General features: G+C 40.4%; 22 protein-coding genes. 11 read left to right on the top strand and 11 right to left on the bottom strand.

Features of this window, described 5'->3' with window-relative positions:
* Positions 1 to 4 precede the first annotated feature (4 nt).
* The 5 genes from H9I37_RS09200 to H9I37_RS09220 form a co-directional block, all read right to left on the bottom strand.
* Entirely contained in the window at positions 5 to 934 is a 930-nt protein-coding gene (locus H9I37_RS09200) for a DUF1700 domain-containing protein (protein ID WP_187382335.1), read from the bottom strand.
* Positions 935 to 950: 16 nt separating this feature from the next.
* Complete coding sequence (locus H9I37_RS09205; protein ID WP_187382336.1) at positions 951 to 1274, bottom strand: PadR family transcriptional regulator; 324 nt, start codon at positions 1272 to 1274, stop codon at positions 951 to 953.
* 210 nt (positions 1275 to 1484) lie between these two features.
* Positions 1485 to 2933: a sodium ion-translocating decarboxylase subunit beta gene (locus H9I37_RS09210; protein ID WP_222864200.1), complete on the bottom strand. Its 1449-nt coding sequence runs from the start codon at positions 2931 to 2933 to the stop codon at positions 1485 to 1487.
* Positions 2934 to 2940: 7 nt separating this feature from the next.
* Entirely contained in the window at positions 2941 to 5025 is a 2085-nt protein-coding gene (oadA, locus tag H9I37_RS09215; RefSeq protein ID WP_187382337.1) for a sodium-extruding oxaloacetate decarboxylase subunit alpha, read from the bottom strand.
* A gap of 17 nt (positions 5026 to 5042) precedes the next feature.
* On the bottom strand, positions 5043 to 5294 hold the full coding sequence (locus H9I37_RS09220; RefSeq protein WP_187382338.1) for an OadG family protein: 252 nt from the start codon (positions 5292 to 5294) through the stop codon (positions 5043 to 5045).
* A 316-nt stretch (positions 5295 to 5610) separates the two neighbouring features.
* On the opposite strand from H9I37_RS09220, the gene H9I37_RS09225 reads away from it, so the two are divergent.
* On the top strand, positions 5611 to 6309 hold the full coding sequence (locus H9I37_RS09225; RefSeq protein WP_187382339.1) for a hypothetical protein: 699 nt from the start codon (positions 5611 to 5613) through the stop codon (positions 6307 to 6309).
* 64 nt (positions 6310 to 6373) lie between these two features.
* Here H9I37_RS09225 and dapB read toward each other — a convergent pair whose 3' ends face one another.
* From dapB to H9I37_RS09240, 3 genes are all read right to left on the bottom strand, one after another.
* Positions 6374 to 7156, bottom strand: a complete 783-nt coding sequence (gene dapB / locus H9I37_RS09230; RefSeq protein WP_187382340.1) for a 4-hydroxy-tetrahydrodipicolinate reductase — start codon at positions 7154 to 7156, stop codon at positions 6374 to 6376.
* 11 nt (positions 7157 to 7167) lie between these two features.
* Positions 7168 to 8496, bottom strand: a complete 1329-nt coding sequence (locus H9I37_RS09235) for an aspartate kinase (protein WP_187382341.1) — start codon at positions 8494 to 8496, stop codon at positions 7168 to 7170.
* Positions 8497 to 8614: 118 nt separating this feature from the next.
* Positions 8615 to 10513: a ribonuclease catalytic domain-containing protein gene (locus H9I37_RS09240; protein ID WP_187382342.1), complete on the bottom strand. Its 1899-nt coding sequence runs from the start codon at positions 10511 to 10513 to the stop codon at positions 8615 to 8617.
* Positions 10514 to 10672: 159 nt separating this feature from the next.
* On the opposite strand from H9I37_RS09240, the gene hisIE reads away from it, so the two are divergent.
* From hisIE to H9I37_RS09280, 8 genes are all read left to right on the top strand, one after another.
* Positions 10673 to 11968: a bifunctional phosphoribosyl-AMP cyclohydrolase/phosphoribosyl-ATP diphosphatase HisIE gene (hisIE, locus tag H9I37_RS09245; RefSeq protein WP_187382343.1), complete on the top strand. Its 1296-nt coding sequence runs from the start codon at positions 10673 to 10675 to the stop codon at positions 11966 to 11968.
* Positions 11969 to 12008: 40 nt separating this feature from the next.
* On the top strand, positions 12009 to 13376 hold the full coding sequence (hisD, locus tag H9I37_RS09250) for a histidinol dehydrogenase (protein WP_187382344.1): 1368 nt from the start codon (positions 12009 to 12011) through the stop codon (positions 13374 to 13376).
* Positions 13373 to 13945, top strand: coding sequence for a peptide deformylase (def, locus tag H9I37_RS09255; protein ID WP_187382345.1), 573 nt, complete (start codon positions 13373 to 13375; stop codon positions 13943 to 13945). Before hisD ends, def begins: the two co-directional genes overlap by 4 nt.
* Entirely contained in the window at positions 13946 to 14962 is a 1017-nt protein-coding gene (fmt, locus tag H9I37_RS09260; RefSeq protein WP_187382346.1) for a methionyl-tRNA formyltransferase, read from the top strand.
* 18 nt (positions 14963 to 14980) lie between these two features.
* Positions 14981 to 15994 (top strand): PASTA domain-containing protein, encoded by a 1014-nt coding sequence (locus H9I37_RS09265; RefSeq protein ID WP_187382347.1) that lies wholly within the window; start codon positions 14981 to 14983, stop codon positions 15992 to 15994.
* A 29-nt stretch (positions 15995 to 16023) separates the two neighbouring features.
* A complete protein-coding gene (gene aroE, locus H9I37_RS09270; protein WP_187382348.1) occupies positions 16024 to 17517 on the top strand; it encodes a shikimate dehydrogenase in 1494 nt (497 codons plus the stop codon).
* Between the two features lie 67 nt (positions 17518 to 17584).
* The gene (gene rpiA / locus H9I37_RS09275) at positions 17585 to 18313 is read left to right on the top strand and encodes a ribose-5-phosphate isomerase RpiA (RefSeq protein WP_187382349.1); all 729 of its coding nucleotides are present in this window, start codon (positions 17585 to 17587) and stop codon (positions 18311 to 18313) included.
* 78 nt (positions 18314 to 18391) lie between these two features.
* Positions 18392 to 19687, top strand: a complete 1296-nt coding sequence (locus tag H9I37_RS09280) for an RluA family pseudouridine synthase (RefSeq protein ID WP_255422530.1) — start codon at positions 18392 to 18394, stop codon at positions 19685 to 19687.
* A 94-nt stretch (positions 19688 to 19781) separates the two neighbouring features.
* On the opposite strand, the gene H9I37_RS09285 is transcribed toward H9I37_RS09280, so the two are convergent.
* On the bottom strand, positions 19782 to 20735 hold the full coding sequence (locus H9I37_RS09285) for a hypothetical protein (protein WP_187382351.1): 954 nt from the start codon (positions 20733 to 20735) through the stop codon (positions 19782 to 19784).
* A gap of 263 nt (positions 20736 to 20998) precedes the next feature.
* On the opposite strand from H9I37_RS09285, the gene H9I37_RS09290 reads away from it, so the two are divergent.
* Entirely contained in the window at positions 20999 to 21748 is a 750-nt protein-coding gene (locus H9I37_RS09290; protein WP_187382352.1) for an RluA family pseudouridine synthase, read from the top strand.
* 27 nt (positions 21749 to 21775) lie between these two features.
* Complete coding sequence (locus H9I37_RS09295) at positions 21776 to 22771, top strand: omptin family outer membrane protease (RefSeq protein ID WP_187382353.1); 996 nt, start codon at positions 21776 to 21778, stop codon at positions 22769 to 22771.
* Here the strand turns inward: H9I37_RS09295 and H9I37_RS09300 are convergent.
* Positions 22749 to 24008: a hemolysin family protein gene (locus H9I37_RS09300; RefSeq protein ID WP_187382354.1), complete on the bottom strand. Its 1260-nt coding sequence runs from the start codon at positions 24006 to 24008 to the stop codon at positions 22749 to 22751. The genes H9I37_RS09295 and H9I37_RS09300 overlap by 23 nt on opposite strands.
* Entirely contained in the window at positions 24005 to 25285 is a 1281-nt protein-coding gene (locus H9I37_RS09305; RefSeq protein ID WP_187382355.1) for a hemolysin family protein, read from the bottom strand. Before H9I37_RS09305 ends, H9I37_RS09300 begins: the two co-directional genes overlap by 4 nt.

A 25285-nucleotide genomic window follows, 5' to 3' on the forward strand; every position in this document is an offset into this window, starting at 1 on the left:
ACTCCTATTTATTAAACCCTATTTTTACAGTTCCCATTCCAACATTTACAGAAAAATGATTTTCTCTTTCAGGCTGACTGATTTTCTGGGCAAAACCACTTCTTTTCTCTCCATCGAATTTAAAATCGCCAAGCCCAATTTTTGCATCAAACGAGTAATCGGAAGCTTTTCCATCAAGTTTTAAGTTGATACTTCCCATCCCGCAGTCAATATTTGAAACACCTTTTATAGTTCCTTTGAATTTCAAGCTGCCCATTCCACATCTAAAATTGACCTTTCCGCCATATAGATTGGAAAGAACCACGCAGCCCGCCCCAACATCGATGTTTGCATACTTACTTTTCAAAACGATGTCTTTTGCAGTAAAATTCCCAGCCCCCACAGAAAGCCTCACGCGTTCCAAGTCTGCATCAGATGGAATTGTCACTAAAATTCTCGGGACAATTCTAAACCTCCTCTGATGGTTCCAAAAATTCAAGTTCAAGCGGCGTGTATTGCTGATAGTTAAAATACCATCTCCACTTAAATAGCAGTTCATAAAATCTTTTGAAATACCGCGCGTCTCAACAGCAAAGACATCACCCGGAATTGCAACGACATCGGCTGCACCAAAATTCATAAAAAGGCTGTTGACATTGTCTTTTGGAAATTCAAAATAAAGCGATTCAAAACCTTCGTAATCATAATCATCTTTATCTTGATTTTCAGATTGCTCTGAGTTCTCTGTTTTATTCTTTACAAGTGCATTCGCAAACTTTTCACTTATTGTCTTTGCAAGTTCCGCAGGCTGCCCAAGCTCCCGAATAACTTTTTCATCATCATTCGCTTCTTCAAAATAATCTGAATAATACTGAATCGCTTCCGCCTGTTCATCGGCGCTCAGTGCAAGCAGATTTTTTTTAAGCTCGCTCAAATATTCTTCCCTATTCATCATAATCTCCAAAAATCGCTTAATTTTTATTTGAATTGACTCCCATAAGAATTTTGTCAATTTCCTTTCTAAAAGTACACCACTCTCTTCTGTATTTATCAAGCAGAATCATTCCATTTGAAGTGATTTTATAATACCTTCTGTTTCGCCCTTGAAACTCCATATCGTAAGTTTCAAGATAACCGTCTTTCTGAAGGCGACGCAAAACAGGGTAAAGCGTACTTTCCGACACATCCATAACTTCTCGGACATCCTGCGTTATTTTATAACCGTAAGTCCCTTCTATACTCACTACAGAAAGAACGACGGCATCTAACAATGCAGAACCCGCAGTAAACATCATTTAAGCCTCCATATCTTCTTCACAATAATATTATTTACATCAACATATTATATATAAAATAGTATTATGTCAATTAAAATATTGTTTTAAAATAAAAAAATATCCCGTAAATTAAACAGGATATTTTTTATAAAACCGGAATATGCTTCGACGAGATTTTATTTCATAGAACCTCGCCAAATTTTGCAATGTTTCGATAAATTTTAAGCGCTACATTCCGTATGTAGAGATGAAAACTCCTGCTGCAATCGCAGTTCCGATTACTCCAGAAACATTTGGACCCATCGCGTGCATCAAAAGGAAGTTCGAAGGATCTTCAGACATTCCTACTTTATTTGAAACGCGGGCTGCCATCGGAACGGCAGAAACTCCGGCAGAACCGATGAGCGGATTTATCTTTTCTTTGAGGAAAAGGTTCATGATTTTTGCCATGATTAAACCGCCCATTGTTGCGATTGAAAATGCAACTAAGCCAAGCAGAATAATGCCGAGCGAGTTCAAATTCATAATTTTTTCAGGAGTCATCTGAGAGCCTACTCCAAGTGACAAAAGAATAGAAACAATATTCATCATTTCGTTTTCAAGTGTCTTAGAAAGACGCTGCACTACTCCGACTTCTTTTATAAAGTTTCCGAATGCAAGCATACCGATTAAAGGAGCTGCAGGCGGAAGCAAGAGAATTGTAACAACAAGCAATACTAACGGGAACAACACTTTTTCAGTTTTAGATACAGGTCTGAGCTGGCTCATTTTAATTCTGCGTTCTTTTTGAGAAGTCAAAAGCTTCATTATCGGCGGCTGAATCATCGGTACAAGAGCCATATATGAATACGCAGCAACAGCAATCACTGCCATCATCTCTGGAGCTAGTTTTCCAGATACGTATATGGAAGTAGGACCGTCTGCACCACCTATGATGGCGATCGCACAAGCTTGCTTCATGTTGTAGTCAATACCCGGGATAAAATTCATCAATGCAACACCGAACAAAGTTGCAAATACTCCAAGCTGAGCAGCACCACCGAGCAATGCAGTCTTAGGATTTGCGATAAGTGGACCGAAGTCTGTCATAGCTCCAATTCCCATAAATATCAGCATTGGGAAGAATTCGTTTCCAACACCGGCAGAATATATTATATGAAGCATTCCGTCAGGACCATCTCCCATGCCGGCTCCAGGAATATTTACAAGGATTGTACCAAATCCAATCGGAATAAGAAGAAGTGGTTCAAATCCTTTTGCGGCTCCAAGGTAAACGATGAGAAAACCGATTGCGAGCATCAACAACCGCTGCCAACCTGGAACTGGATGAGCTGAAAGTTCTCTAGCTGTTTTTAAAGATTGTTCAGCTTTGATTATTTCCATCTGCTCTCGAAGCTCTTTTTCTTCTCGAACTTCTTCAGGAGATGGATTGTGAATCATCTTATAGATGCCGGTATTTTTTGCTACATTAGTAAAAAAACTCATGACATCTATATTTCTTATACCTTCAGAACCCTTGATAATTGTAGAACCGGCAGACTTTGCTCTTCTGCCGTTGTACGTTTTTGAAGCGCCACAACCTGCAAAAGAAAGAACCGCAGCGATTGCTATCACGGCAAACGAAATCTTAAGAGCTTTGTTTACGCTCTTTTTATTGTTATTCAATTCTGTTTCCATTTTTCACCTACTGAATTTCTGCCAAAGTTGAGCCTTGAGCTATCTGAGAGCCTGTAGCAGCAACAAAATGAACTTTTCCGGCAGCACCGGCTTTGATTTCCAGCTCCATTTTCATTGATTCAATGATAATGATTGTCGTATCAGGTTGAACTGAAGCACCTTCAGAAACTGCGTATTTTAACAATGTGCCCGCAACTGGAGCCGAAACTGCTTTACCTTTTCCGCTTGCAACAGGAGAAGCTGACGGAGCGGCAGCAGGAGCCGGTTTTGGAGCAGGCGCAACAGGAGCAGCCTGAACGACAGTTCCGCCGAGGTTAGCCAATGTTTGACCTGCTTGTATTTGAGCTCCCGGCTGTACGGCAAATGAAATTTTTCCATCAGCTGGAGCTTTTACTTCAAGTTCCATTTTCATTGATTCAATGATGATAACTGTGTCGCCTTTGTGAACTTGAGCACCTTCTGCAACAACATGTTTAAGCATCGTTCCGGCAACTGGAGCTTTGATTGCTTCCCCGCCTGATACAGAAACTGTAGTTGAAGGTTGAGCAATTGCAACAGGAGAAGAACCGGCAGCACCGAATGTTACGTTGTAGTTATTTCCGTTTACGTTGACGCTCATGCTGTCGCCGGCAGGACCTGTAGTTACGTTGTAAGCAGTACCGTTTACAGTGATTGTATAAGAACCGCCTTTGTTTTCCTTTGCAGGAGCGGCTTCTTTTTTAGCAAAAGTTGCAGCAGCATCTACCGGACCGTTTGCACGGCTTGCAAAGAATTTTGGAGCAACGTTAGGGAACATAGCATAAGTGAGGACATCTTCATCTGTTCCGTTACCGCCGTTCTTCTTTGATTCTTCAACCATTTTGTCCCATTCTGGAGCAATTTCATCAGCCGGACGACAAGTCACAACTTCTTTCATGCCGTTCTGTTCAAGAGCTTTTTTAACGAGTTCCTGATTAGGTTCAGCCGGTAATTTTCCGAATCTTCCGACAAGAAGATTTCTGAAGTCCTGTGTCATAACTTTGTAAGGTCCCATCAGAACGTTCATAACAGCCTGAGTTCCGACAATCTGTGATGTTGGAGTTACAAGAGGAACATATCCGATATCTTTGTGCACACGCGGGAGCTCTGCGAGAACTTCGTCCATCTTGTCTCCTGCGTTCTGCTGTTTTAGCTGTGATTCGAGGTTTGAAAGCATTCCTCCAGGCACCTGAGAAAGGAGAATACGTGTATCGGCACCGAGGAATTTAGATTCAAGTGAAGAATAGTGAGTACGAATCTCTCTGAAATATGCAGCGAGTTCAAGCAAAGCCTTTGTGTCAAGCCCTGTATCCAAGTCTGTACCTTTCAACATTTCAACAACTGTTTCAGTAGGTGAATGCGATGTTCCCATAGACATAGACGAAATTGCAGTATCGAGCCAATCAGCTCCGGCTTCAGCACCTTTCAACAAAGTTGCAACAGAGAGACCTGTCGTAGCGTGAGAGTGAATCTCAACAGGAAGGTCAACTTTTGCTTTTATTGCTTTTACCAAATCGTAAGCAGCGTAAGGTTTGAGCAATCCCGACATATCTTTTATACAGATTGAATCAGCTCCAAATTCAGCATAAGTTTTTGCAAGTTCTGCATATTTTTCAATTGTGTGATACGGAGTAACAGCGTAAGAAATAGCCATCTGTACGTGTTTTCCGGTTTTTTTTGCAGCTTTTGAAGCGCATTCCATATTGCGAGGATCGTTACATGCATCAAAAATACGAAAACAGTCGATACCGTTTTTAGCAGCAGCTTCAACAAATTTTCTTACAACGTCATCAGCATAGTGACGGTAGCCTAGCAAGTTCTGTGCACGAAGCAACATCATAATTTTTGAGTTAGGCATTGCCGCATGAAGCTTGCGAAGTCTTTCCCACGGATCTTCGTTCAAAAATCTGATACACGAGTCATAAGTCGCTCCGCCCCATCCTTCTACAAATTTATAACCGATTTTATCGAGCATAGGAGCTGCAGGAAGCATATCCGCAGTAGTCATACGTGTTGCGAGAAGACTCTGATGAGCATCTCTGATAACAAGTTCAGTAATTCCAACTTTAGCCATATTATATTCCCCTTAAATTACGAGTTTAATGCCTTGTCATGCACGGCAGCTGCGATTACAGCAACTATTGAACCATCATTTCCAGCACTTGAGACTGGAGCCGAAGCCACCGGTGTGTCTTTTGATTCTTCTTTATCAAGTTTAAATGCGTGTACAAAAATTTTAAGCAAATTCATACAGCAGATAAGAATGATGATAAAACCAAATACAACACCCATACCTAGCAATGTCAGAAGTCCACTCTGACCAAGCATTTCCGTAATTGTCATTTTTTATCCTCAAAAAAAATATTCCAAAAAAATCGGCATTTCCGCCGATTTTAATAATTTGATTATATATAAACATTTTTTTTTATTCAATTCACTTTTGCCGATGTCAAACAAATAGCCGTTTCCTATCAGACTTTTTCCGACACTTTTTTCATTCTATCTTCAAGCACACGTTTCCCTCATACGATTTCGGTTCTCTTTCAGTTTTCATTGTGTTTTGCTGAAAATCGTTTCAATCCATACGCTCCTATTTACCTTTTATTTGAAAAAAATATTTGATATAATAATTTTACGAAAATGTCATAAAAGGTTACGTATGTATATAAAAGATTTCATTTTATTCGGATTGCTGCTTGCAATCATAGGATTATATATTTTTGCATGCATAAAAAAGAATGCATCGATAGAAAAGCTAACTTCAGTGCTTTTAATTCCTTTTTGCAGTTTTCTATGCATTTCGATATTGGTCAATTATCTTCCTGATTCTTTTCATATAATAATCATTTCCGTCTTTGCGCTTTTATTTTCATCTGCGGCGGCTTTCTTTTTTATATTTGAAAAAACTGATGACAATAAAGCGTTTATCTATCGGCTGATTGGAATAGTTTCATTCACAATCTGTATATTATTCTGGCTCAATCTATATTCGACTATTTTCTATATATACAAAGTGCCAGAATGGCTGAACATATCAGCTGCATTTTTTTACTTTGTGACTGCAATAGCAATATGCGTTTTATGCGGAAAACAAAAGATTTCTTATTATGCAATTTTTATTGTGATTTACATGACTGCGCTTTCGCTGAACCACTTTGTTTTTGTAGCGCTGTTCCTTGAACATTCCATCAGGACAGTTCCGCTAGCAGCAGGCTCCTTGTGCACAATTTCATTTGTGATTCTAGAATATATAAAATACACAAAAAAAGAATATAAAATAAGCAGAAAAATAGAATTCGTAATCCTCGCGGCTTCTCAATTTTTGATAGCCGGCTCAAACATCCTGATGATAAAATAATCAAAAAAAATATTTGAATAATTCTCGCTGCCTGATAATGCTAGATTTTTAGTTTGCACTTTTTTTAATTAAAAAGATCGTCCCACCCGTAGAGATTTCCTTTAGAGAGTTTTCCTGTTTTTAACGATGATGACAACTTTACAAGCGATTCTACAGCTCCGACTGCAAAACCTTCTCGGCTTCGTGCCGTGTGCGTAAGTTCAATTGTGTCAGCCGTCCCGTCAAAAAAAACTTTATGAGTTCCGGGAACATTGCCGCAGCGTGTTGAACTTACATGAAGCTGATTTTGAGAAGGACGCTGATGAAAAGAATCTGTCACAATTTCCGATTTTTCAGAATAAGAAAGCTGAATGCGCCGTGCGATTTCCAATGCAGTTCCCGAAGGGCTGTCCGCCTTTTGATTGTGATGCATTTCCCATGTCGCCACATCGTAGTCTTTGTAATCATGCATGATTCTCGCTGCTTCTTCTACGATTTTATAAAACATATTTACACCGATAGAAAAGTTTCCGGCAGTCATCACGGTTCCGCCTACAGATTTTGCGTATTCAGCGATTTCTTTGTATCTGTCATTCCAACCTGTCGTTCCTACGACGAGCGGCAATTGAAGAGGAAGAATAGCTTTTATATTTTCTATCACGGAAGACGGGTGAGTAAATTCAATCACACCTTCTGCTCCGCTCGACTTTACACTTCTGGCAACAGCGCCTGAATCATTTTCAGAAACTTTTACGGAAGCGTCTTGAGCATAAACATCGATCGTTGCGACAACTTCGTGACCGGCTCGTTTTGCACACTGTTCAATCATGTGCCCCATTTTTCCGTATCCGACAAGTGCGATTTTCATTGCAAACTCCTTTAGTTAAAATAAGCAGCGTGGAGAATCTGCACGGTTTTTTCCGCTTCATCATCGTCTACAATCATGCTGATGTTGACTTTGCTTGCCCCTTGAGAAATCATCTGAACGTTGATTCCTTCGTCTGCGAGTGCATCAAAACCGCTTGCCAAAATTGCAGAGCTGTGGGCTGCGTCGCATATAATTGTGACAATTGCTTTGCACTTGCGGACTGCAACCTGACTTGCCTGCTCCAAATCTAAAATCAATCCAGCCGGTAAATCATTTTTTGAATTAACTGTGAGCGAGACAGAGACTTCTGAAGTTGCAATCACATCTATAGAAATATTCCATTTTAAGAAGTTGTTGAAAATATGTGCGAGAAAACCTGCCGCACCGAGCATACGAGAGCTGACAATGTCTATCAGCGTTATATGTTTTACAGTTGTGATTGCACAAACAGGAGGAACTTTTCCAGTGTGCTTTTCAACTATGATAGTTCCGGGACTTTTTATGTTGTAAGAATTTTTTACTCTAACCGGGGTCCCAACTTTACGAACCGGCAACATAGAGCGAGGATGAAGCACTTGTGCCCCAAATATAGCGAGTTCCTGAGCCTCTTCATAAGTCACTTCGGGCACCGGTTTTGCATCTTTTACAACGCGCGGATCTGTCGTCATAATTCCGTCGACGTCTTTCCATGTCTGAACTTCTTCAGCCCGCATTGCGGCCCCTATCATAGTTGCAGTTAAATCAGAACCGCCTCGTCCGAGTGTCGTGATATTTCCCTTAATGTCTTTTGCAATAAACCCTGTCACAATTGGAATTTCGTTATCTTGACCGTTTTTGTAAGCATTCAAATGATGTGGAATATTGTCCCAAACTTCGTCCAAGAGTTCTGCCGCCATAAAGTTGCTGTCAGATTTTATTCCGATATCCCACGCATCATAGAATTTTGCAGGGATTCCTTGAGACTCGAGATAAGCAGCCATCATCCTTACAGACATTCTTTCGCCGAATGAAACAAGATAGTCGCGAGAACGTTTACTGACTTCTTTAAGCATTGAGATTCCTGTGAGAAGCTGTTTTAATTCGACAAGGAGAGCTTGAATGGTATCGATTTTGATGCCGAGTTCTCCGGCAGTTTCTTCGTGAAGTTTTGCAACTCCTCCAACATCTACAACAGATTCAACAGCTTTATCGGCTGCTTCAAGAAGATGATCAGTTGTGTCGCCCATTGCAGACAAAACAACAACAGGACGTTTATCCTGATACGCTTGGATAATAGAAGCAACGTGTTTGATTCTTTCAGCGTTTGCGACACTTGAGCCGCCGAATTTCATTACAATCATAAGATGATTATAATGATTTGCAATGCCCGATGGAAGTATCAGGCATGTACAAAGGATATTCCATTCGCCACCGGTGGAAGTTTGTCACCGGTGAAATTTTGTCGCCTGTGAAAGTTTATCATCTGTGGAACAAAACTTTTTGATTTGGGATATCTACATCTGACACTTTAAGTTCAATCTTATCGTTTAGATTCACATCATCACAATTTTTAATTGTCGCCTGCATGTCGATAGAAGGGATTAAAAACAACGCATCTGTTCCCCTCTTATCTATGCAGTAGCCGTCAAAAACATTGTCGGGATTTTGTAAAAGATAAATCAGCTTCCAGTGTGTTTCGCTGAATCTGCTAGCTTTGCGAGCCGCAACGGACGCTTCATCGCCGGCAGAAACTTTTTCAAGCATTTCGTCTTTTGTCATAAGGCGGTGACCGGCCAGAAAAGCGCGCAACTGTTCGTGAGCAATCAAGTCTCCATAGCGGCGCAACGGGGATGTCACCTGACTATAAAACGAAACTCCAAGCCCTGCATGAGGAGCTGGAGTGATACCAACCGAGCGGCGGCGCATGCATTTCACTCGTGCAAATTGACCTGCCCAGCCGCCGGGAAGATTGTCAGGAAATTCAGGAGATTCCTGACTGACATACGGAAAAGGGATCTGATTTTTAAAGGCAAAACACGCTGCACCTTCGCCTGCAAGAATCATGAGTTCCGCAACCATATCGTTAGAGCTGTATTTTACATCTTCTTGAACTGTGACTTTTTTTGTCTCGCGGTTTACTGTTATTGAAACTTCGGGCATCTGAATAGTCACTGCTCCTGCCTTTTCTCGGCGCTCTTTATTTTTTTCAGCAATTTCAAAAAAAGGCTTTAACTCAGAACTTTCTTTATTTTCTTCAGCATTTTTGTAAGTAAGCCTTTTGACGTTGATTTTAGTTTTGAAAACGGCACAATCTTCTATCTGGCTTTCATCATCTAGTTTAATTCTAAAAGATAACGCACGGCATGCTGTCTTTAAGCCAAGAGCATAATCTTCAAGGCAACTTTCGGAGAGCATTCTGGAAGTGCCTTCAGGAATATACAAAGTCGTACCGCGATTTCTCGCTGCAATATCTATTTTAGAATCAGGAGCAACTGAGGAAGCAGGGTCTGCGATGTGAACCCAAAGATATTCTCCGTCAAAAGCAACTGCATCATCAGGGTCTGCAGAATCTTCACTGTCGATTGCATAAGCCGTTCCGGGAACTTCGAGGCGTTCTTCTTCTGGCATAGAGCCAAGCTGCTCTTTTGCCGAGTCAAAGCTGAACCCAAATCGTGTAGGATACGGATTTTTTGTGATATCCCAGATTCCCGTATCTATAAGAAGTTTATGAGCTTTCTCTATCGTCAAAGAGATTCCCGCTTCTTGCATCACTTTGCATTTATCTGTCTTGCAAAGAGCAAAAGCTTCAACTTCACCCATGTATTTTGCATCGTCAGGAAGGTCGAGTTTTTTATTTTTCAACCGTGTTATAAATGCGGAGTGAATTTCCGCTTCGTGTTCTTTTTCGTAGTTTTTTTTATTTATTGCATCGATTTCAGATTGTGTTCGCGGCGTAAAAATAATTTTGCCGTTTTTAAATTCTTCGGCATTTAAGACAAAATGAGAGTTGCTTAATACAGCCGAATAAAATGCCCAGCTTGAATCTGCATCAAAACTTCCGCGTGCATATTCAGCGAGTTCGCAGATTGACAATGGCGCAGTCGCCGTAGATATGTCACTCTGCAAAAGTTCGTAAGTTTCGTCTATCTGATTTTGAAGTTCACTGTCTGAAAAATCAAGCACAGTTTCCAAAGAAGAACACGGTCCTTGGTGAAGGAGGACGACATCTTTTTCGCGGACTTTTTGCTCTCCGTAAACTGCTTTTTTCCCTGTGGAAGTTGCGCTCTGCGTGCAGAATTTTATGATATATTTTTCACCGTCACGGTCGGCAATGACTGCTGCCTGACTTTTGTAAAGTACAACTGCTAATTTATTCATTTTGCCATTTTATCAGAGATTTTAAGATTTGTCTTTGGGGCGATGTCGGCATGCCGGAAATCAGCGCAACGGAGACTTCGTTTTGTTCAATATCTGAAATCTACATCTGCAGAACAGATTCATTTGTATAAAACTCGTTAATTTGATAAACTCTCTTCTATGGTAATATCTTCTATTGACTTAAAAAACGGACATGTCGTTCAACTCAAAAACGGAAAAGAACTTGTACTTCAGCGAGATGACGCTGATGATTTAATCAGTAAGTTCGACATGTATGGAGAAGTTGCAATAATTGACCTTGATGCAGCTCTCGGAAACGTCGATTCAAAAGGAAATACTGTAAACACTGAGCTCCTAAAGTCTCTTTTACACAAAGGAAATGTTCGCACAGGCGGTGGAATAAGAACGGTAAAACGAGCGCGAGAGCTCATAAGTCTTGGAGCGGAAAAAGTTATAATCGGTTCAAGCGCATGGAAAACAGAGCCAAAGCCGGGCGAATCTGTGATAAATGAAGATTTTTTAAATGAACTTGAAACTGCAATTGGAAAAGACAGAATAATTATTTCCGTTGACTCTATAAACGGGAAAATTGCGGTAAAAGGCTGGACACAAATTGTCGACATCTCTCTTGTTGAAGGCGCAAAACAAGCCGAAAAATTCTGTTCAGAGCTTCTTTTTACTTGCGTTGAAAGAGAAGGCTGCATGCAGGGAACCGACATCGATTACGTTCGTCAGCTTCGAGATGCAGTCAAATGCCGTGTAGTCGTTGCCGGCGGAGTTTCCTCTGTAGAAGAAATCAAGCAGCTCGAAAAAATGAACTGCGACGTCCAGCTTGGAATGGCTCTCTATACAGATAAAGTGGACTTGAAAGATTCATTTATCGCATGTCTTGATTTTGAAAAAATGCCTTTAATTCCGGTGATTGCGCAGAGCGTAAACGGTGAAGTTTTGATGCAGGGATTTGCAAATGAACAAGCCGTTCGGAAATCTTTTGACTGCGGAAAGTTGACGTTTTGGAGCCGTTCACGAAATGAGATTTGGACAAAAGGTGAAACAAGCAAAAACTTTCTCAACATCGTAAGGATGAGAGTTGACTGCGACCGCGATTGTATCCTTGCGACAGTTATTCCTGACGGTCCTTCATGTCACACAGGAAGTTGGACGTGCTTTACGACAGCTCCCGACGAAAAATCAAGCATGGGCAGATTGTACAACATCATCGCCGACAGATTTAAAAATCCAAAACCCGGCAGTTACACAGCAACTTTAGATGCAAAACGCGTGCGTGAAAAAATAGAAGAAGAAGCGGAAGAGCTTTGTGAAGCAGAAGGAAAAAATGAAGTTATATGGGAAGCAGCCGATTTAATGTACTTTGTAAACGTCCTGATGTATAAAGAAGGCGTAACATGGAAAGATGTCTACGACGAACTTGACCGCAGGCACAAGGAACATTAAAAATACAAAAACAATAATTCAATAAAAGAACGGAGATAAAATGATAAAGATACAAAATATAAATGATGTTGAAGAAGATTTTTTTAAGCCCCGCGCTTTTGAAGATTCTAATGAAGTTGTGATGTCGGTTCTTGAAGAAGTTCAAAAAAGAGGAGATGCCGCACTTCGACTTTATGGACAGAAATTTGACGTAGCTGTTCCTGCACAATTTGAAGTTCCGCAGGCTGAATTAAAAGCTGCCGCAGAAAAACTCAAAATAGAAAAACGAGATGTTTACGACGCTATCGTCTATTCCCACGATTTGGCATTGCGTTTTGCAAACTTGCAGCGCAAATCATTTAAAGATTTTGAAGAAGAACTTGCGCCCGGTCTTATCACAGGTCAGAGGATAATTCCAGTAGATACGGCAGGATGTTATGTTCCAGCAGGACGGTTCCCTCTTGTTTCAACCGTTATCATGACAGTAACTCCGGCAGTTGCCGCAGGAGTAAAAAATGTAATCATCTGTACACCGCCTCGCGTTCACCCCGATGATGCAGTTGAAGCCGGAAAAACAGGAAGCGGAATATCTGGAAAAGCTTTCGTCGGAGGAAAACCTTATGCCGATGAAGGAATAATGGCTGCAGCATACATCTGCAAAGTCAATCACCTTTATGCGGTAGGCGGCGCACAAGGAATTGCAGCTATGGCTTACGGCACGGAAAGCATTCCTCAGGCAGACGTAATAGTCGGACCTGGAAATAAATTTGTAGCAGCAGCAAAACGCGCCGTATTTGGCACAGTTGGAATCGATATGGTAGCAGGACCTACAGAAGTATTGATCATCGCAGACAAATCAGCAAATCCTGAATGGGTTGCAGCCGATTTACTTGCACAGGCAGAGCATGACACTGTTGCACAGCCGATACTCGTGACAGACAGCGTAGAGCTCGCTGACAAAGTCAGAGAAGCAATTGAAGCTCAGCTTGAAACCCTCACAACAAAAGCGATCGCTCGCAAAAGCATAGACAACTGCGGACGCATCATAATAGTAAACAATATTGAAAATGCTGTGGAAGTTGCAAACAGAAAAGCACCTGAACATCTTGAAATCGCAATGGAAAAATCAGAGCTTCGGGACAAAATCGAAAGCGAATTGCACAATTATGGCTCTCTTTTCATAGGACATTATTCTGCAGAAGTCTTTGGAGATTACGCAGCAGGACTGAATCACACTCTTCCAACATCAGGAACGGCAAAATACACAGGCGGTTTGAGCGTGCGGATGTTCTTAAAAACTGTTACAACACTTCGTGCCGAAAACGGAAAGGCGGGAATGCTAAAAAGCGCAGCAGCCGCATCTTATCTGGGAGATTGCGAAGGTCTTTCAGGTCATGCGCGTGCCGCTAGAATTAGGATAGAAAAATGATTTTAAAAATAATAAAACTTGGTGAAGATATTTTGAGAGAAAAAGCCGAGCCCGTCTCGGAAATCAATGACGAAATTCGCAAGCTTGCGGACGACATGTTCGAAACAATGCTCGATGCAGATGGAGTTGGACTTGCCTGCCCTCAAGTCGGAAAAAAACTCAGGATGTTCGTTATCATTGCAGACGACGACGTTCGCCGAGTTTTTATCAATCCTCAGATTATCAAAACTTCTGAACAAGTTTGCGACTACGAAGAAGGCTGCCTGAGTATTCCTCAAGTTTATGAAACGATAACTCGGCCACAAAAAGTGACAATTCAAGCTTTCAACGAAAAAGGTCGTCCGTTTACGCTTGATGCCGACGGTTTTCTTGCACGCATAATTCAGCATGAATACGATCACCTTGAAGGAATTATGTATATTGACCGCGGTGACAAAAAATTCGCGGAAAAAACTATTGAACAGTTCAAAAAGCGTGCAGAACGCGCCGCAGAAAAATCAAAATTAAAAGAAGCAAAAGCAAGAAAAATCGCTGCAAAAATTGCGGCAAAGGAAGCAAAAAATAAATAAATGAAAGTGTTGTTTGCAGGAAGTCCGGCCGCAGCCCGCATTACATTGCAATATCTCTACGAAAAACAATCAGAATACGATTTTAGTATCGTAGGCGTTCTTTCAAATCCTCCGACGGCAAAAGGACGCCATAAAACTTTAACCCCGACTCCTGTTGCCGAATTTGCTGAAGAAAAAAATATACCGGTTATCACTCCTGAACACCTTGACGAATCTGCACGCAACGCAATTCAGCCGCTTGGAGCAGATTTTTTAATCAGCTTTGCTTATGGTCATATTTTCGGGCCGAAATTTCTTGAAATGTTTTCACTCGGAGGGATAAATCTACACCCTTCCCTTTTACCAAAATACAGAGGCTGCACGCCGGTAACAGCAGCGATATTAAACCGAGATAAACAGACCGCCGTTACCGTCCAGACTCTTAGCCTAAAAATGGACGAAGGAAATATCCTCGCTCAAACATTGGTGCCTCTGTGCGGGACGGAAACAGGCGAATCGCTTTTGAATTACTGCGCATCAGAAGGCGCCAAATTAATCTGCGAAGTTATAAAAGAAACTTGTAAAGAAAAAAAATTGCCTTTGGGAAAAGTCCAGCACGGAGAGCCGTCCTACACCGGAATTATCACAAAGGAAGATTGCAAAATCAACTGGACAGAATCTGCACAAGTGATCGAAGCAAAAATCAGAGCATTTTATCCCGAACCTGCATGCTGGTGCGTTTATGATGGACAACCGCTCAAGATACTCGCTGCAAAGGCAATTTCAACAGACACGATGTCCTGCTCGTCAGATACAACGACCCCATCAGACTTGTCAAACTCGTCGGGCTCACAAATTGCGGCAAACAATGCAGTTGCAGGAACTGTTTTAAACTACGAAAAAACGACCGGAATAAACATCAAAACAGGCGACGGCGTTCTGTGCGTTCAGCAATTACAAAAACAAGGAAAAAATAAGATGGATTATAAAGACTTTATCAACGGTGCACGCGATTTTATCGGCACTGTTTTACAATAAACACTCTGGAGAAAAAAAATGAAAAAAATCAACTTAAAATTCAGTTTTAAAGATACTTATGAAAAGCTTCAGTCAAATGTATGGGGAATTCTCGCATTTTATGTTTCAGCTTTGATAATCATGGCGGCAATAGCTTTTACGGTGTATTTTGTGAATATAAAAAAGCCTGAAAAAGTGCTTGTTCCAAACGTTCAAGGCAAAAAGCTTGAAGACGCTCTCATCGAAATGCAGGTAAAAGAGCTCTATCCAAAAATCAACATGCGTTATTCTGACACTCCGGGTGATGAAGGCACAATTCTTGAACAATCTCCGAAAGCCGGCGCAATTGTAAAAGGTTACAGCAGAGTTTCTCTTGTCGTAAGCCGCGGCGTAATTGTAGATAAAATTGATGAATACATAGGAATGAACATCGACGAGCTCAAGCTGAAACTTCAGACACTGTTCGCCGGTCAGACTCGCCCTCTGATTGTTCTGGCAGAACCTCAATATAAGCCCGATGCTTCTGAAGCCGGCACGATTATTGAACAGGATCCTCCTGCAGGCACAAGCATCTCAGAACCTGTCACTGTAACTTTAATTGTAAGCCGTGGGCCAAATTACGACAACACAAAAGTCCCTAATCTCATCGGACAGAGCGTAAACGATTTGCTCCAGACAATCACGAGGAGCAAACTCGTATTTGACATCACAGCGCATAAATCCGACGATTCAGAAAAACCCGGCACAGTTGTGAGCCAGCAGCAGTTTGACTCTGAATATGTGCCAAACTATACAAGAATCAGCGTAGAAATGGCGATGCCGTCTAAACCAATTGAAGACAACATCTACGGAATCTTGACGGAAACTCTTGCAAATTATCCGTATCCTGTTCCGATGAAACTAGAAGCAGTCCCTTACGAAGGCGAATCTTATACGATTTTAAGCTTCAACCATCCGGGTGGAAATCTCACAATTCCTTACGCAGTGCCAAAAGGAACAACGCTTGTTCTCTCAGTCGTAGATAAAGTTGTCGCAAAAACGACAGTAAACTGATATTAAAAACGAAGTTAAGCAGGTAGATTATGAACCAGCCGTTGATTTGTATGACGCTTACAGGACGCACTCTTGAAGAAGATGTAAATCTTGTAAAAAAATATGAAAAACAAGTTGATATCGTTGAGCTCCGCGTAGATTGCCTTTCTGAAGACGAACAGTTTTATGCAAGACGATTCCCGACAATGATACAGCTGCCTTGTATTTTGACTATCAGGCGCGATATTGATGGCGGTAAATTTACGGGTGGAGAATTTTCAAGAACAAACCTTTTTGCCCGTGCCCTTGCTTTTGCAAATGAAGACAAATCTCGAAACTTTGCATTTGTAGATTTTGAAGACGACTATCATATCCCAAGCATTCAGGATACGGCGATGGCGTTCGGAATAAAAATAATCAGAAGTACACATGTGATGAATCCTGTTGAAGTGAATATCAAAGGCAGATATGAAAAAATGCGCAAAACAGGATATGAAATTCCAAAGATTGCGTTTACACCTCGTTCGCTCGATGATGTTACAAGCCTCTTTTCGCAATCTAGAGAAATAACTGATTACGAACATATTTTGTGTGCGATGGGTCCGGAAGGGCTTCCGTCAAGGATTTTGGCAGCTTTTTCAAATTCATTTTTGACGTATGTTTCTCCTAACGAGACAATCGACTGCATGAAAGATATCGGGCATATCGACATGCTTACGCTGACCAATATTTATCGTTTTAAAAATATTTCAAAAAAAACTAAATTATTTGGAATAACAGGTTGGCCGCTTATTAAAACTTTAAGTCCCAAAATCCACAATGCGGGCTATCAAAAGCACAACATCGATGCAGTTTACATTCCAATAAGAACACCAGACATTTCAAAGGCTTTGAATTTTTGCGATCGCATGAAAGTAAACGGGCTTTCGGTTACAATTCCGCACAAAGAATCTGTACTTTATTATTTAGGGGAGCAGTCACCCGAAGTTGTACAGATTGGAGCTTGCAACACGATTGTAAAGAACGGCGACAAGTGGTGCGGTTACAACACCGATGCGACAGGATTCCAAAGAGCATTGGAAGAATTTATTGGCTCAGAAAAAATCAAACGTCGCAAAGTCGCAGTGATAGGAGCAGGAGGAGCGGCAAAAGCTGTCGTATATGCACTAAAACAGATGGGGGCAAAAGTCTGCATCTTCAACAGAACAGAAGAGCACGCTCAACAGCTTGCAGATAGATATGGTTTTAATTACTGCAAATTAGACACCCATTGCATTGAAAAACTTGACGAATATTCTTCACTGATAATCCAGACAACTTCAGTCGGAATGAATTCGGAAGATAAATCAAGCAATGAACTCGACCCAATTTTCTTCTACAAATTCCGTGGAGACGAGATGGTTTTTGATTTAATTTACACCCCATCTACGACGCCGCTAATGTTGAGAGCATCAAAGAAAGGATGCAGAACTTGCAACGGATACAAAATGCTTGAATATCAGGCGTACGAACAATTTAAGCTTTTTACAGGAAAAGAATATTAAAAGTATCGATTTGGAAAGCGATTTCGCAATAAATAGTATCAGACAAAATATACAAGCGGGGTAAAAGATGGCACTTTCACAGTCAGAGCAAAAAATATTGGTCGCAAACACGGCGATTGACACATTGATAGAAAAAGGACTTATTTTCAGCGGAATGAAAATTGGGCTTGGGACGGGCTCAACTGCAATGCCGGCGGTAAAAAGACTTGCCGAACACATAAAAGACGGCACTTTAAAAGACATAAAAGCCGTAGTGACAAGTTTTCAGACACAAAACGCATGTCAAGATTACGGCATCCCGGTTTATTCAATGAACGACAGGGCAATCGGCGGAAAACTCGACCTTGCAATCGACGGCGCTGATGAAGTCGACCCTGAATGCAGCTGCATAAAAGGAGGCGGAGCCGCACACGTCCGAGAAAAGATTGTTGAATACAATGCAAAAGTTTTTGTTGTGATTGCAGACTCTTCAAAATCGGTAAAAACAATCGGAACAAAATTTCCGGTTCCTGTCGAAGTGATTGCAGAAGCTAGAATCCCCGTTGAAAATGCTTTGAATGAACTCGGCGCAGTCTGTGTGCTGCGCGAAGGTGTTAGAAAATGCGGACCTGTCATCACAGACAACGGAAACCAGATTCTCGACTGCACGTGGAAAACTCCGATAAATGTCGCTGAAATGGAAACCAAAATCGATGAAATTTGTGGTGTCGTAGAAGTAGGACTTTTTTCAAAAAATAAGCCTATCGTCTTCATTTCAAAAGAAGACGGCTCAGTCGAAATCAGAAACCTAAAATAAATGTTCCCACCGTTTCCGCAGGAAATTGCACATCATTATTGCTGTAATTTGATTTCCCAAATTGAAAAAGGAGAAGCCATGTTGCAGCAAATTGCACAAGAGAGTACGGAACGAGCCGGACAAGGGCTGATGATAGGCTGCCTTGTATGCTGGAATCCAAATACAAAAAGCCGCGTAATCCTCTATGCAGTCAGCGGCAGCAGCAAAATTCCAGTCACTAAAAATCATGCACAAAACGAGATATTCGTTCCCTCACTAGTCTCTCCTGAAAAAATCAACAAAGCGCTTGAGAAAAATGATTTAAAAATCCATCAGCTTACAGACAAAATCAATGAAATTGCAAAAAAACTTCGTAATGAAAAATCACTTGCTGCTGATGAATTGAAAAAACTACAAAAGAAAATAGCCGCAAAACGGACAAAACTGACAACTCAATCGCTAAAAAAAGTTTTCTCGTTATATAATTTTACTCGCTTTGACGGCAAAAAAGTATCGTTGAATCAAATAATAGAAGAGCACAAAAACAAACTTCCGCCGACAGGAACAGGAGACTGCTGCGCTCCAAAACTTTTATCTTATGCATTTGAAAACGGATTAGAACCTGTAAGCATGGACGAAGTTTTTTACGGCAGGAGCGCAAAGTCAAAAATCAATGGACAGTCATATCCGCCATGCGACGAAAGATGCGGTTATATACTGCCGTCAATTTTGGGAGTGGAGATTCTTTACAGAGACAACGACATAATCGTCATAAATAAACAGTCGGGTTTACTTTCAGTTCCGGGAAAAGAAAGCAAAAAATCTGATTGCGCCGAATCGAGAATAAAAAAATTGTTTCCGTATTGCATAACGCAGCCTGCAACACACCGGCTAGACATGGAAACGTCGGGAATATTGATCCTCGCATTCAACAAGGAATCTCATAGAAATCTAAATATGCAGTTTTCGCAGGGCAAAATTAAAAAAAAATATGTTGCATTGCTCGACGGCATTTTGCACGGAAAACAAAATGGTCATCTGGAATTAAAATTTAGACTGGATGCGGACAACAGACCATACCAGATTTATGATGAAGTGAATGGAAAATTGGGAATTACCGACTGGGAAAAAATACGCGTTCAAACGCTGATAAATCCTGAAACAGGACTCAAAAAAAAAGTGACAAGGATAGAGTTTTTCCCACAGACAGGAAAAACACACCAACTCAGGCTTGCAGCAAGCAACAAAAAAGGACTCGGCATGCCAATAGTCGGAGATACACTTTACGGCAGATGCCTAAAAGGCGAGCATTTGATGCTGCATGCAGCCCACATTGAATTCATTCATCCGACGAGCAAAGAGTTGATGACGTTCGACTGCCCTCCAGATTTTTAATACTACATTGATATGGAATAAAAGACAATGAGGATATAAAAAAAGCACGACTATAAAAGCCGTGCTTTTTTTAATTTAACTGATTAAATTACAATTAGAAGTTGATTTTTGATTCAAATCCAACGTTGAATACTTTGCTAGCCAATTCATAAGATGGAGCAATTTTCCATGAAGCAGCACCAACTTTTCCTTCAACATCTACACCAATCTTTGCTTTTTCATCAGAACTCAATTTCATTAAGTTCAATGATACAAAGTATGCTTTGATAGATGCTACATCCATAGTATATTTAACTTCTGCAGCACCACCTACAGCAACTGAAGATGGATCTACTTTGAACTGAACTGGTACACCAACTGCCCAAGACAATGCATCAGCACTACCTTTTGCAGATACGAGAGCATTCAAAGTTGTAACCATTTTTGCACCTGTGTTGTCAAAAACACCCTGTACATCGGCAACAGCTTCGATATCACCGAATTTTCCTTTGTAACCAACACCAGCGCTAAATTTTTTGAAACTTGCTTTAGCACCAGCCAAAACAGCGATTTCACCGAAATCTGCTTTGTATCCAACTTTAGCTCCAAGATCATTAATTTTAGCATCTATCGATTTTGCTTTTATTACAAAGTCATCCTGAAGAGTAACATTGAATGTAAGTGCATCAGCAACATATTCAACACCATATCCACCTGCAAATCCATCGAGATATTTCTCGCCTGTTGCTGGGTCGAACAATCCGAGTCCGTTTTCACGGAAAGAGAGTTTCAAGTTGTCAATTGGTTTGAACCATACTTTGAATTCCTTAAATTTAACTTCACCAGTTGCTGCTCCTATATATTTGATTCCAGCACCAGCTTTGTCAGAAGAAAATTCAAGTTTGAACAAATCTTCAACATTGTCAAGTTTTCCAAGAAGTGTAATTGTTTCTGCACTGTCATATTTGAACAATGATGATTTTACACCTACTGTTGCAGAAACATCTGCTGCAAATACAGAAGCTGTCAAAGTAGCAGCTGCTGCTAAAATTCCTATGATTTTTTTCATCTGAAAAAATCCTCCTTTTTTTTATGGGTTCTACAAGCCAACGACTTTTTTACGTATCACCCTCTTTTTCTAACAATACTAACACGAGCACGCAACGAAGTCAAGATTTTTTGCATTTTTTCCTTACAAATCAAAGCAAATATTGCACTGTAGCGCTCGAATCAATGTTATTTATAACAAGTATTTTACCGTAATATTTTGTTTTCGGCAGAAAAAGATTCAACGATAAGACTTTTTTAGAAAAAATCTATATAATCAGCGGTATGGCTAACAAAAGATTAGATTACAGCGTTGTCTATTGCGATGATGATTTTATTGTGCTGAACAAAAGAAGCGGACTTTTGATTGCGGCAGACCGTTACAATCCCGAAGAACCGCGTCTTGATTTGCTTGCCGAAAAAGAATTTGGTAAGATTTATGCTGTTCACAGAATCGATAAAGATACATCAGGTTTGATTGTCTACGCGCGAAATCTTGAAGCTCAAAAAAATATTTCTATGCAGTTTGAAAAACGCGAAGTTCAAAAAATATATCATGCGCTCGTTTACGGTCACCCGATGTGGCAAACTCTACACGTTGATATGCCTCTCCTACCTGATGGAGATGCCCGTCACCGCACAGTTCCAAGCAAGAAATATGGAAAACCTTCTGTTACAGACTTCAAATTGATTGGCAATTGCGGGCCTTATTCATGGCTCGAAGCAAGGCCTAAAACAGGACGCACGCACCAGATTCGCGTTCACATCGCTTCAAGCGGTTTTTCAATTGTCTGTGATCCTTTATATGGCGGAAACCAAAAACCTGTTCGTTTGAGTGAAATCAAAAAAAAATGGAACGGAGACGAAACTGAAGAACGACCGCTGCTGAAAAGACTTGCACTTCACGCTTATAAAATTGAATTTGCACATCCTTCAACAGGAGAAAAAGTCAGTTTTACTGCTGAATATCCAAAAGATATGGAAGCGACGCGCAAGCAGCTTGCAAATCTCTTTAATGTTGATCCGCTTGCATAACTTGTGTATTTTTCCGGAGAGCTCTTGATGAAACGCTTTTTTTTGATATTTTTTGCTGTTTTCTTCTATATGTATAATTTATCTGCATTTGATGATAAAAAAATCAGGTTTGATTTTTCAACTTCGTATCAGCTGTTAAATGGCTTTATCAATGAATATGTATTTGACAAAAACTGTCTTAATACAGACAACAAAGAAAGTGAACTTGATTGGGATGTAAAAAATATTTCAGCGATCGGGTTTGGCGCCGATATTTTTTTATTTGAGCATGGATTTGCAGGATTATCAGGAAAATTCGCCGTTTCCCAAAAAAGCGGCATCATGCAAGATTATGACTGGCTCAATTCTCTTGCATTGATTGATAAAAATATTCCAGATTCATGGTACAACAACCCTCACACAGAGTTGACAAATTATTCAAAACACGATAATCACCTAGCTCAATATCACTCATTTGAAGCACGAGTTGGATGGAATTTCTATCTTCCATTTGAAATCACGCTTTCTCCGTTTGCCGCTTATCAATACGAGTTTATTCATTTTGATGGCTCTGACGGTTATAGCACGTACAAAGAAGATAATTGGAAACAAAAAGATTTTTATGGAAAAGTGATTTCATATAAACAAGAAGCGAACGCATTTTTATTCGGACTAACGGCAAAGATTGATTTTATTCCGAAAACATCAATAAAATCTACAATCATGATAAGCCCGAATCTTACAAAACTAGATACTCTTGATTTACATTATCTTAGACAAACTGCATTTTTAGACAGGATGAAAAACGTTTTCCAATTGCAGGCAAACATTGAGGCTCAATATCTCTTTACAAAATATATGAAAGTCGGAATTTCTGCCTCTGTCCAGTACATTCCGCTTTCTAAAGGTCTAGACTACACAAGAAGAATAACTTCAAAAGGCAACTACGCGGAGACGAGGTGGAGCGGTCCGCTAAAAAATGTTTTTGGCGGCACATCACGCTTTTTGTGGTCAACCGGAATTACATGCACTTTTTCACTCTGACAAAAGTTATGCGGCGCTGTTCGACATCTTCTGCTGTAAAAATATTTTTATCTTTTATAATAAAGTTTCCTGCCGACGGCAGATAGCCGAACTGTTCGAGCAGCCAGCCTCCGATTGTATTCATATCTTCTGATTCTAGGTTTAATTCTAAAATATCGTTTACATCTTCTATCTTCATATCGCCCGGCACGATAAAAGTATTTGGAGAAATCAACTGAACTTTATCTTCCGGTGCTGTATCGTCGTATGAATTTTCATCGGTCATGTGACCAAACACCAAGTGAAGAATATCTTCTATTGTAATTATTCCTTCAGGCTGCCCTTGCTCATCTAAAACAACTGCAAACTTGTGTTCACTTGTGCGAAAAATTTGCAGAAGTTCAAGAACGTCCATCGTGCCCGGAACAAAACGGACGTCGCTTTTCATTCTGCCGGCATAGCCCTTGCCTTTGTCTTCTGTGTCGGAACCAAACATTATTTTTTTATAATTGAGAACTCCTACAACATGTTCGGGAGTCTTTTTGTAAACTGTCAGCGTCGAAAAATCTGACGATAAAAATTCCTTTATCACTTGCTCATAAGTTGCAGCTTCTTCAATCATGCAGACTCTTGAACGGTGTTTCATCACGTCGTTTACAAGGAGATTGTTGAACCTTATTATTTTGTACAGGAGTTTGCTCTCGTCTTTTTCTATTGTGCCTTCGTTCGAACCGACGTCTATCAGAGTTTTCAGCTCTTCTTCTGTCACAATTGCCCCTGCCGGTTTCATAAACTTTTCGACTAAAACTACAACTTTATGCGACAATTTTTCAAAAAGCCATACAATTGGAAAGAAAATATATTCAATAACAAGAAGAGGAATTGACGAAAACTGTGCAACTTTATCTGGATATAGACCGGCAGCTGTTTTTGGAACAATCTGACCGAATGTCGTGATGAAAAAGGCGGTGACAAAAGGTGCGATTGCAGAGCCTTTGCTGCCAAAAACGTTTATTGCAAGCGCAGTAGCTATCGCCGATGCAAAAGAGTTCAAAAAGTTTGTACCGATCAGCACAGTTGTCAAAAGTCGATCCATATTTGACTTTAATTTTGCAATCACAGCTGCATTTTTTTTACGCTCTTCAATCATGCTGCGCAACTTTAATTTTGGCAGCAAGAGATACGCCGTTTCGGAAGATGTAAAAAAGCCGACACACAGCAGGAGGAAAAACAGCAGCAATAATGTATGTACGTTCACTGTTCCGCCTCCAAAGTTTTTTTGATATTGAGTCTTTCTATTCTGTGTGACTGGATTTTTTTTACAGTAAACGTCCAGCCGCCAAAAGTAAGGGAATCTCCTTGTTCCGGCATTCTATCTATCTGCTCTGCAAACCATCCGCCTATAGTTTCGTTTATACTCGATTCAAGGGCAATGTGCAGGTCTTCGCTTAAATCTCGGAGCAAAACAGAGCCGTTTATTTCAAAATCAGATTTATTTTCTACTTCATCAAAATCAAAAACTTTGCCGCGGAGAGAATCGTCTCCAGGCAGCGCAAAAATCTCTTTTGCAATGTCTTTTTCTGTGATAACTCCGTCTGTACCAGAATATTCATCTACGATGATTGCCATCGACTGGCGGCTGTCAAAAAGGAGCTCTTGGACAGACGTTATTTTTTTTGTTCCAAGTATAAAAAGAGGCGGACGCATAACTTTTTGAATATTAAAGTTTTCTTGATTGTCGCGAAAAGCTATCATATCTTTTAGGTAAATTATTCCGATTATGTCGTCGATAGACTTCCTGTAGACTGGAAAACGCGTGTAGCCAAGCCGCTGGCACATTTCTACAATGTAGCGATAGTTTGCATCACTGGCGACCGCTTTTATTTTTGTGCGAGGGACCATGATATCTTGAGCTTCAAGATCTGAAAATTTGAAAACTTGCGACATCATTCTGTTTTCATTTTTTTTAAGCACTCCGTGCTCAGAACTTATGTCGAAAAAAGTTTTTATCTCAGACTCCGTATACGACGCTTTTTTTGTTTTTGTCTTTATTCCAAAAATACGTAGAACACAACGAGCTATAAATGTCACAATCATGACGACAGGACTCATAACCCAGACAACAACTTGAACAAAAGGAGCAAGCGCATAAGCTATCTTATCAGGGCAGCGTGTAGAAATCGTCTTTGGAGTGATTTCACCGAAAATCAAAAGTAAAATTGTCGCGATAAATGTTGCAATTCCAACTCCTTTTTCGCCGACAAGCTCAAGCGCAATTGAAGTTATGATAGACGAAATCATGATATTTGCTATATCGTTTGAAACTAAAACGGAATTTATAAGCCGTTCTCGGTGATCTAAAAGTTTTCCTGCGATCATCGCTCTTTTATCTTTATTTTTTCTGAGGATTCTGAGACGGAGTTTGTTCATCCCAAGAAACGAACTCTCCGAAACCGAAAAAAGCATAGAAAATATAATCAAAACAATGAGGATTATAATCAGATTTACCGGAATCCCTTGCCCCGAATTTTCCAT

Origin of the sequence: Treponema sp. Marseille-Q3903 (assembly GCF_014334335.1) — a bacterium.
Classification (GTDB): Bacteria; Spirochaetota; Spirochaetia; order Treponematales; family Treponemataceae; genus Treponema_D.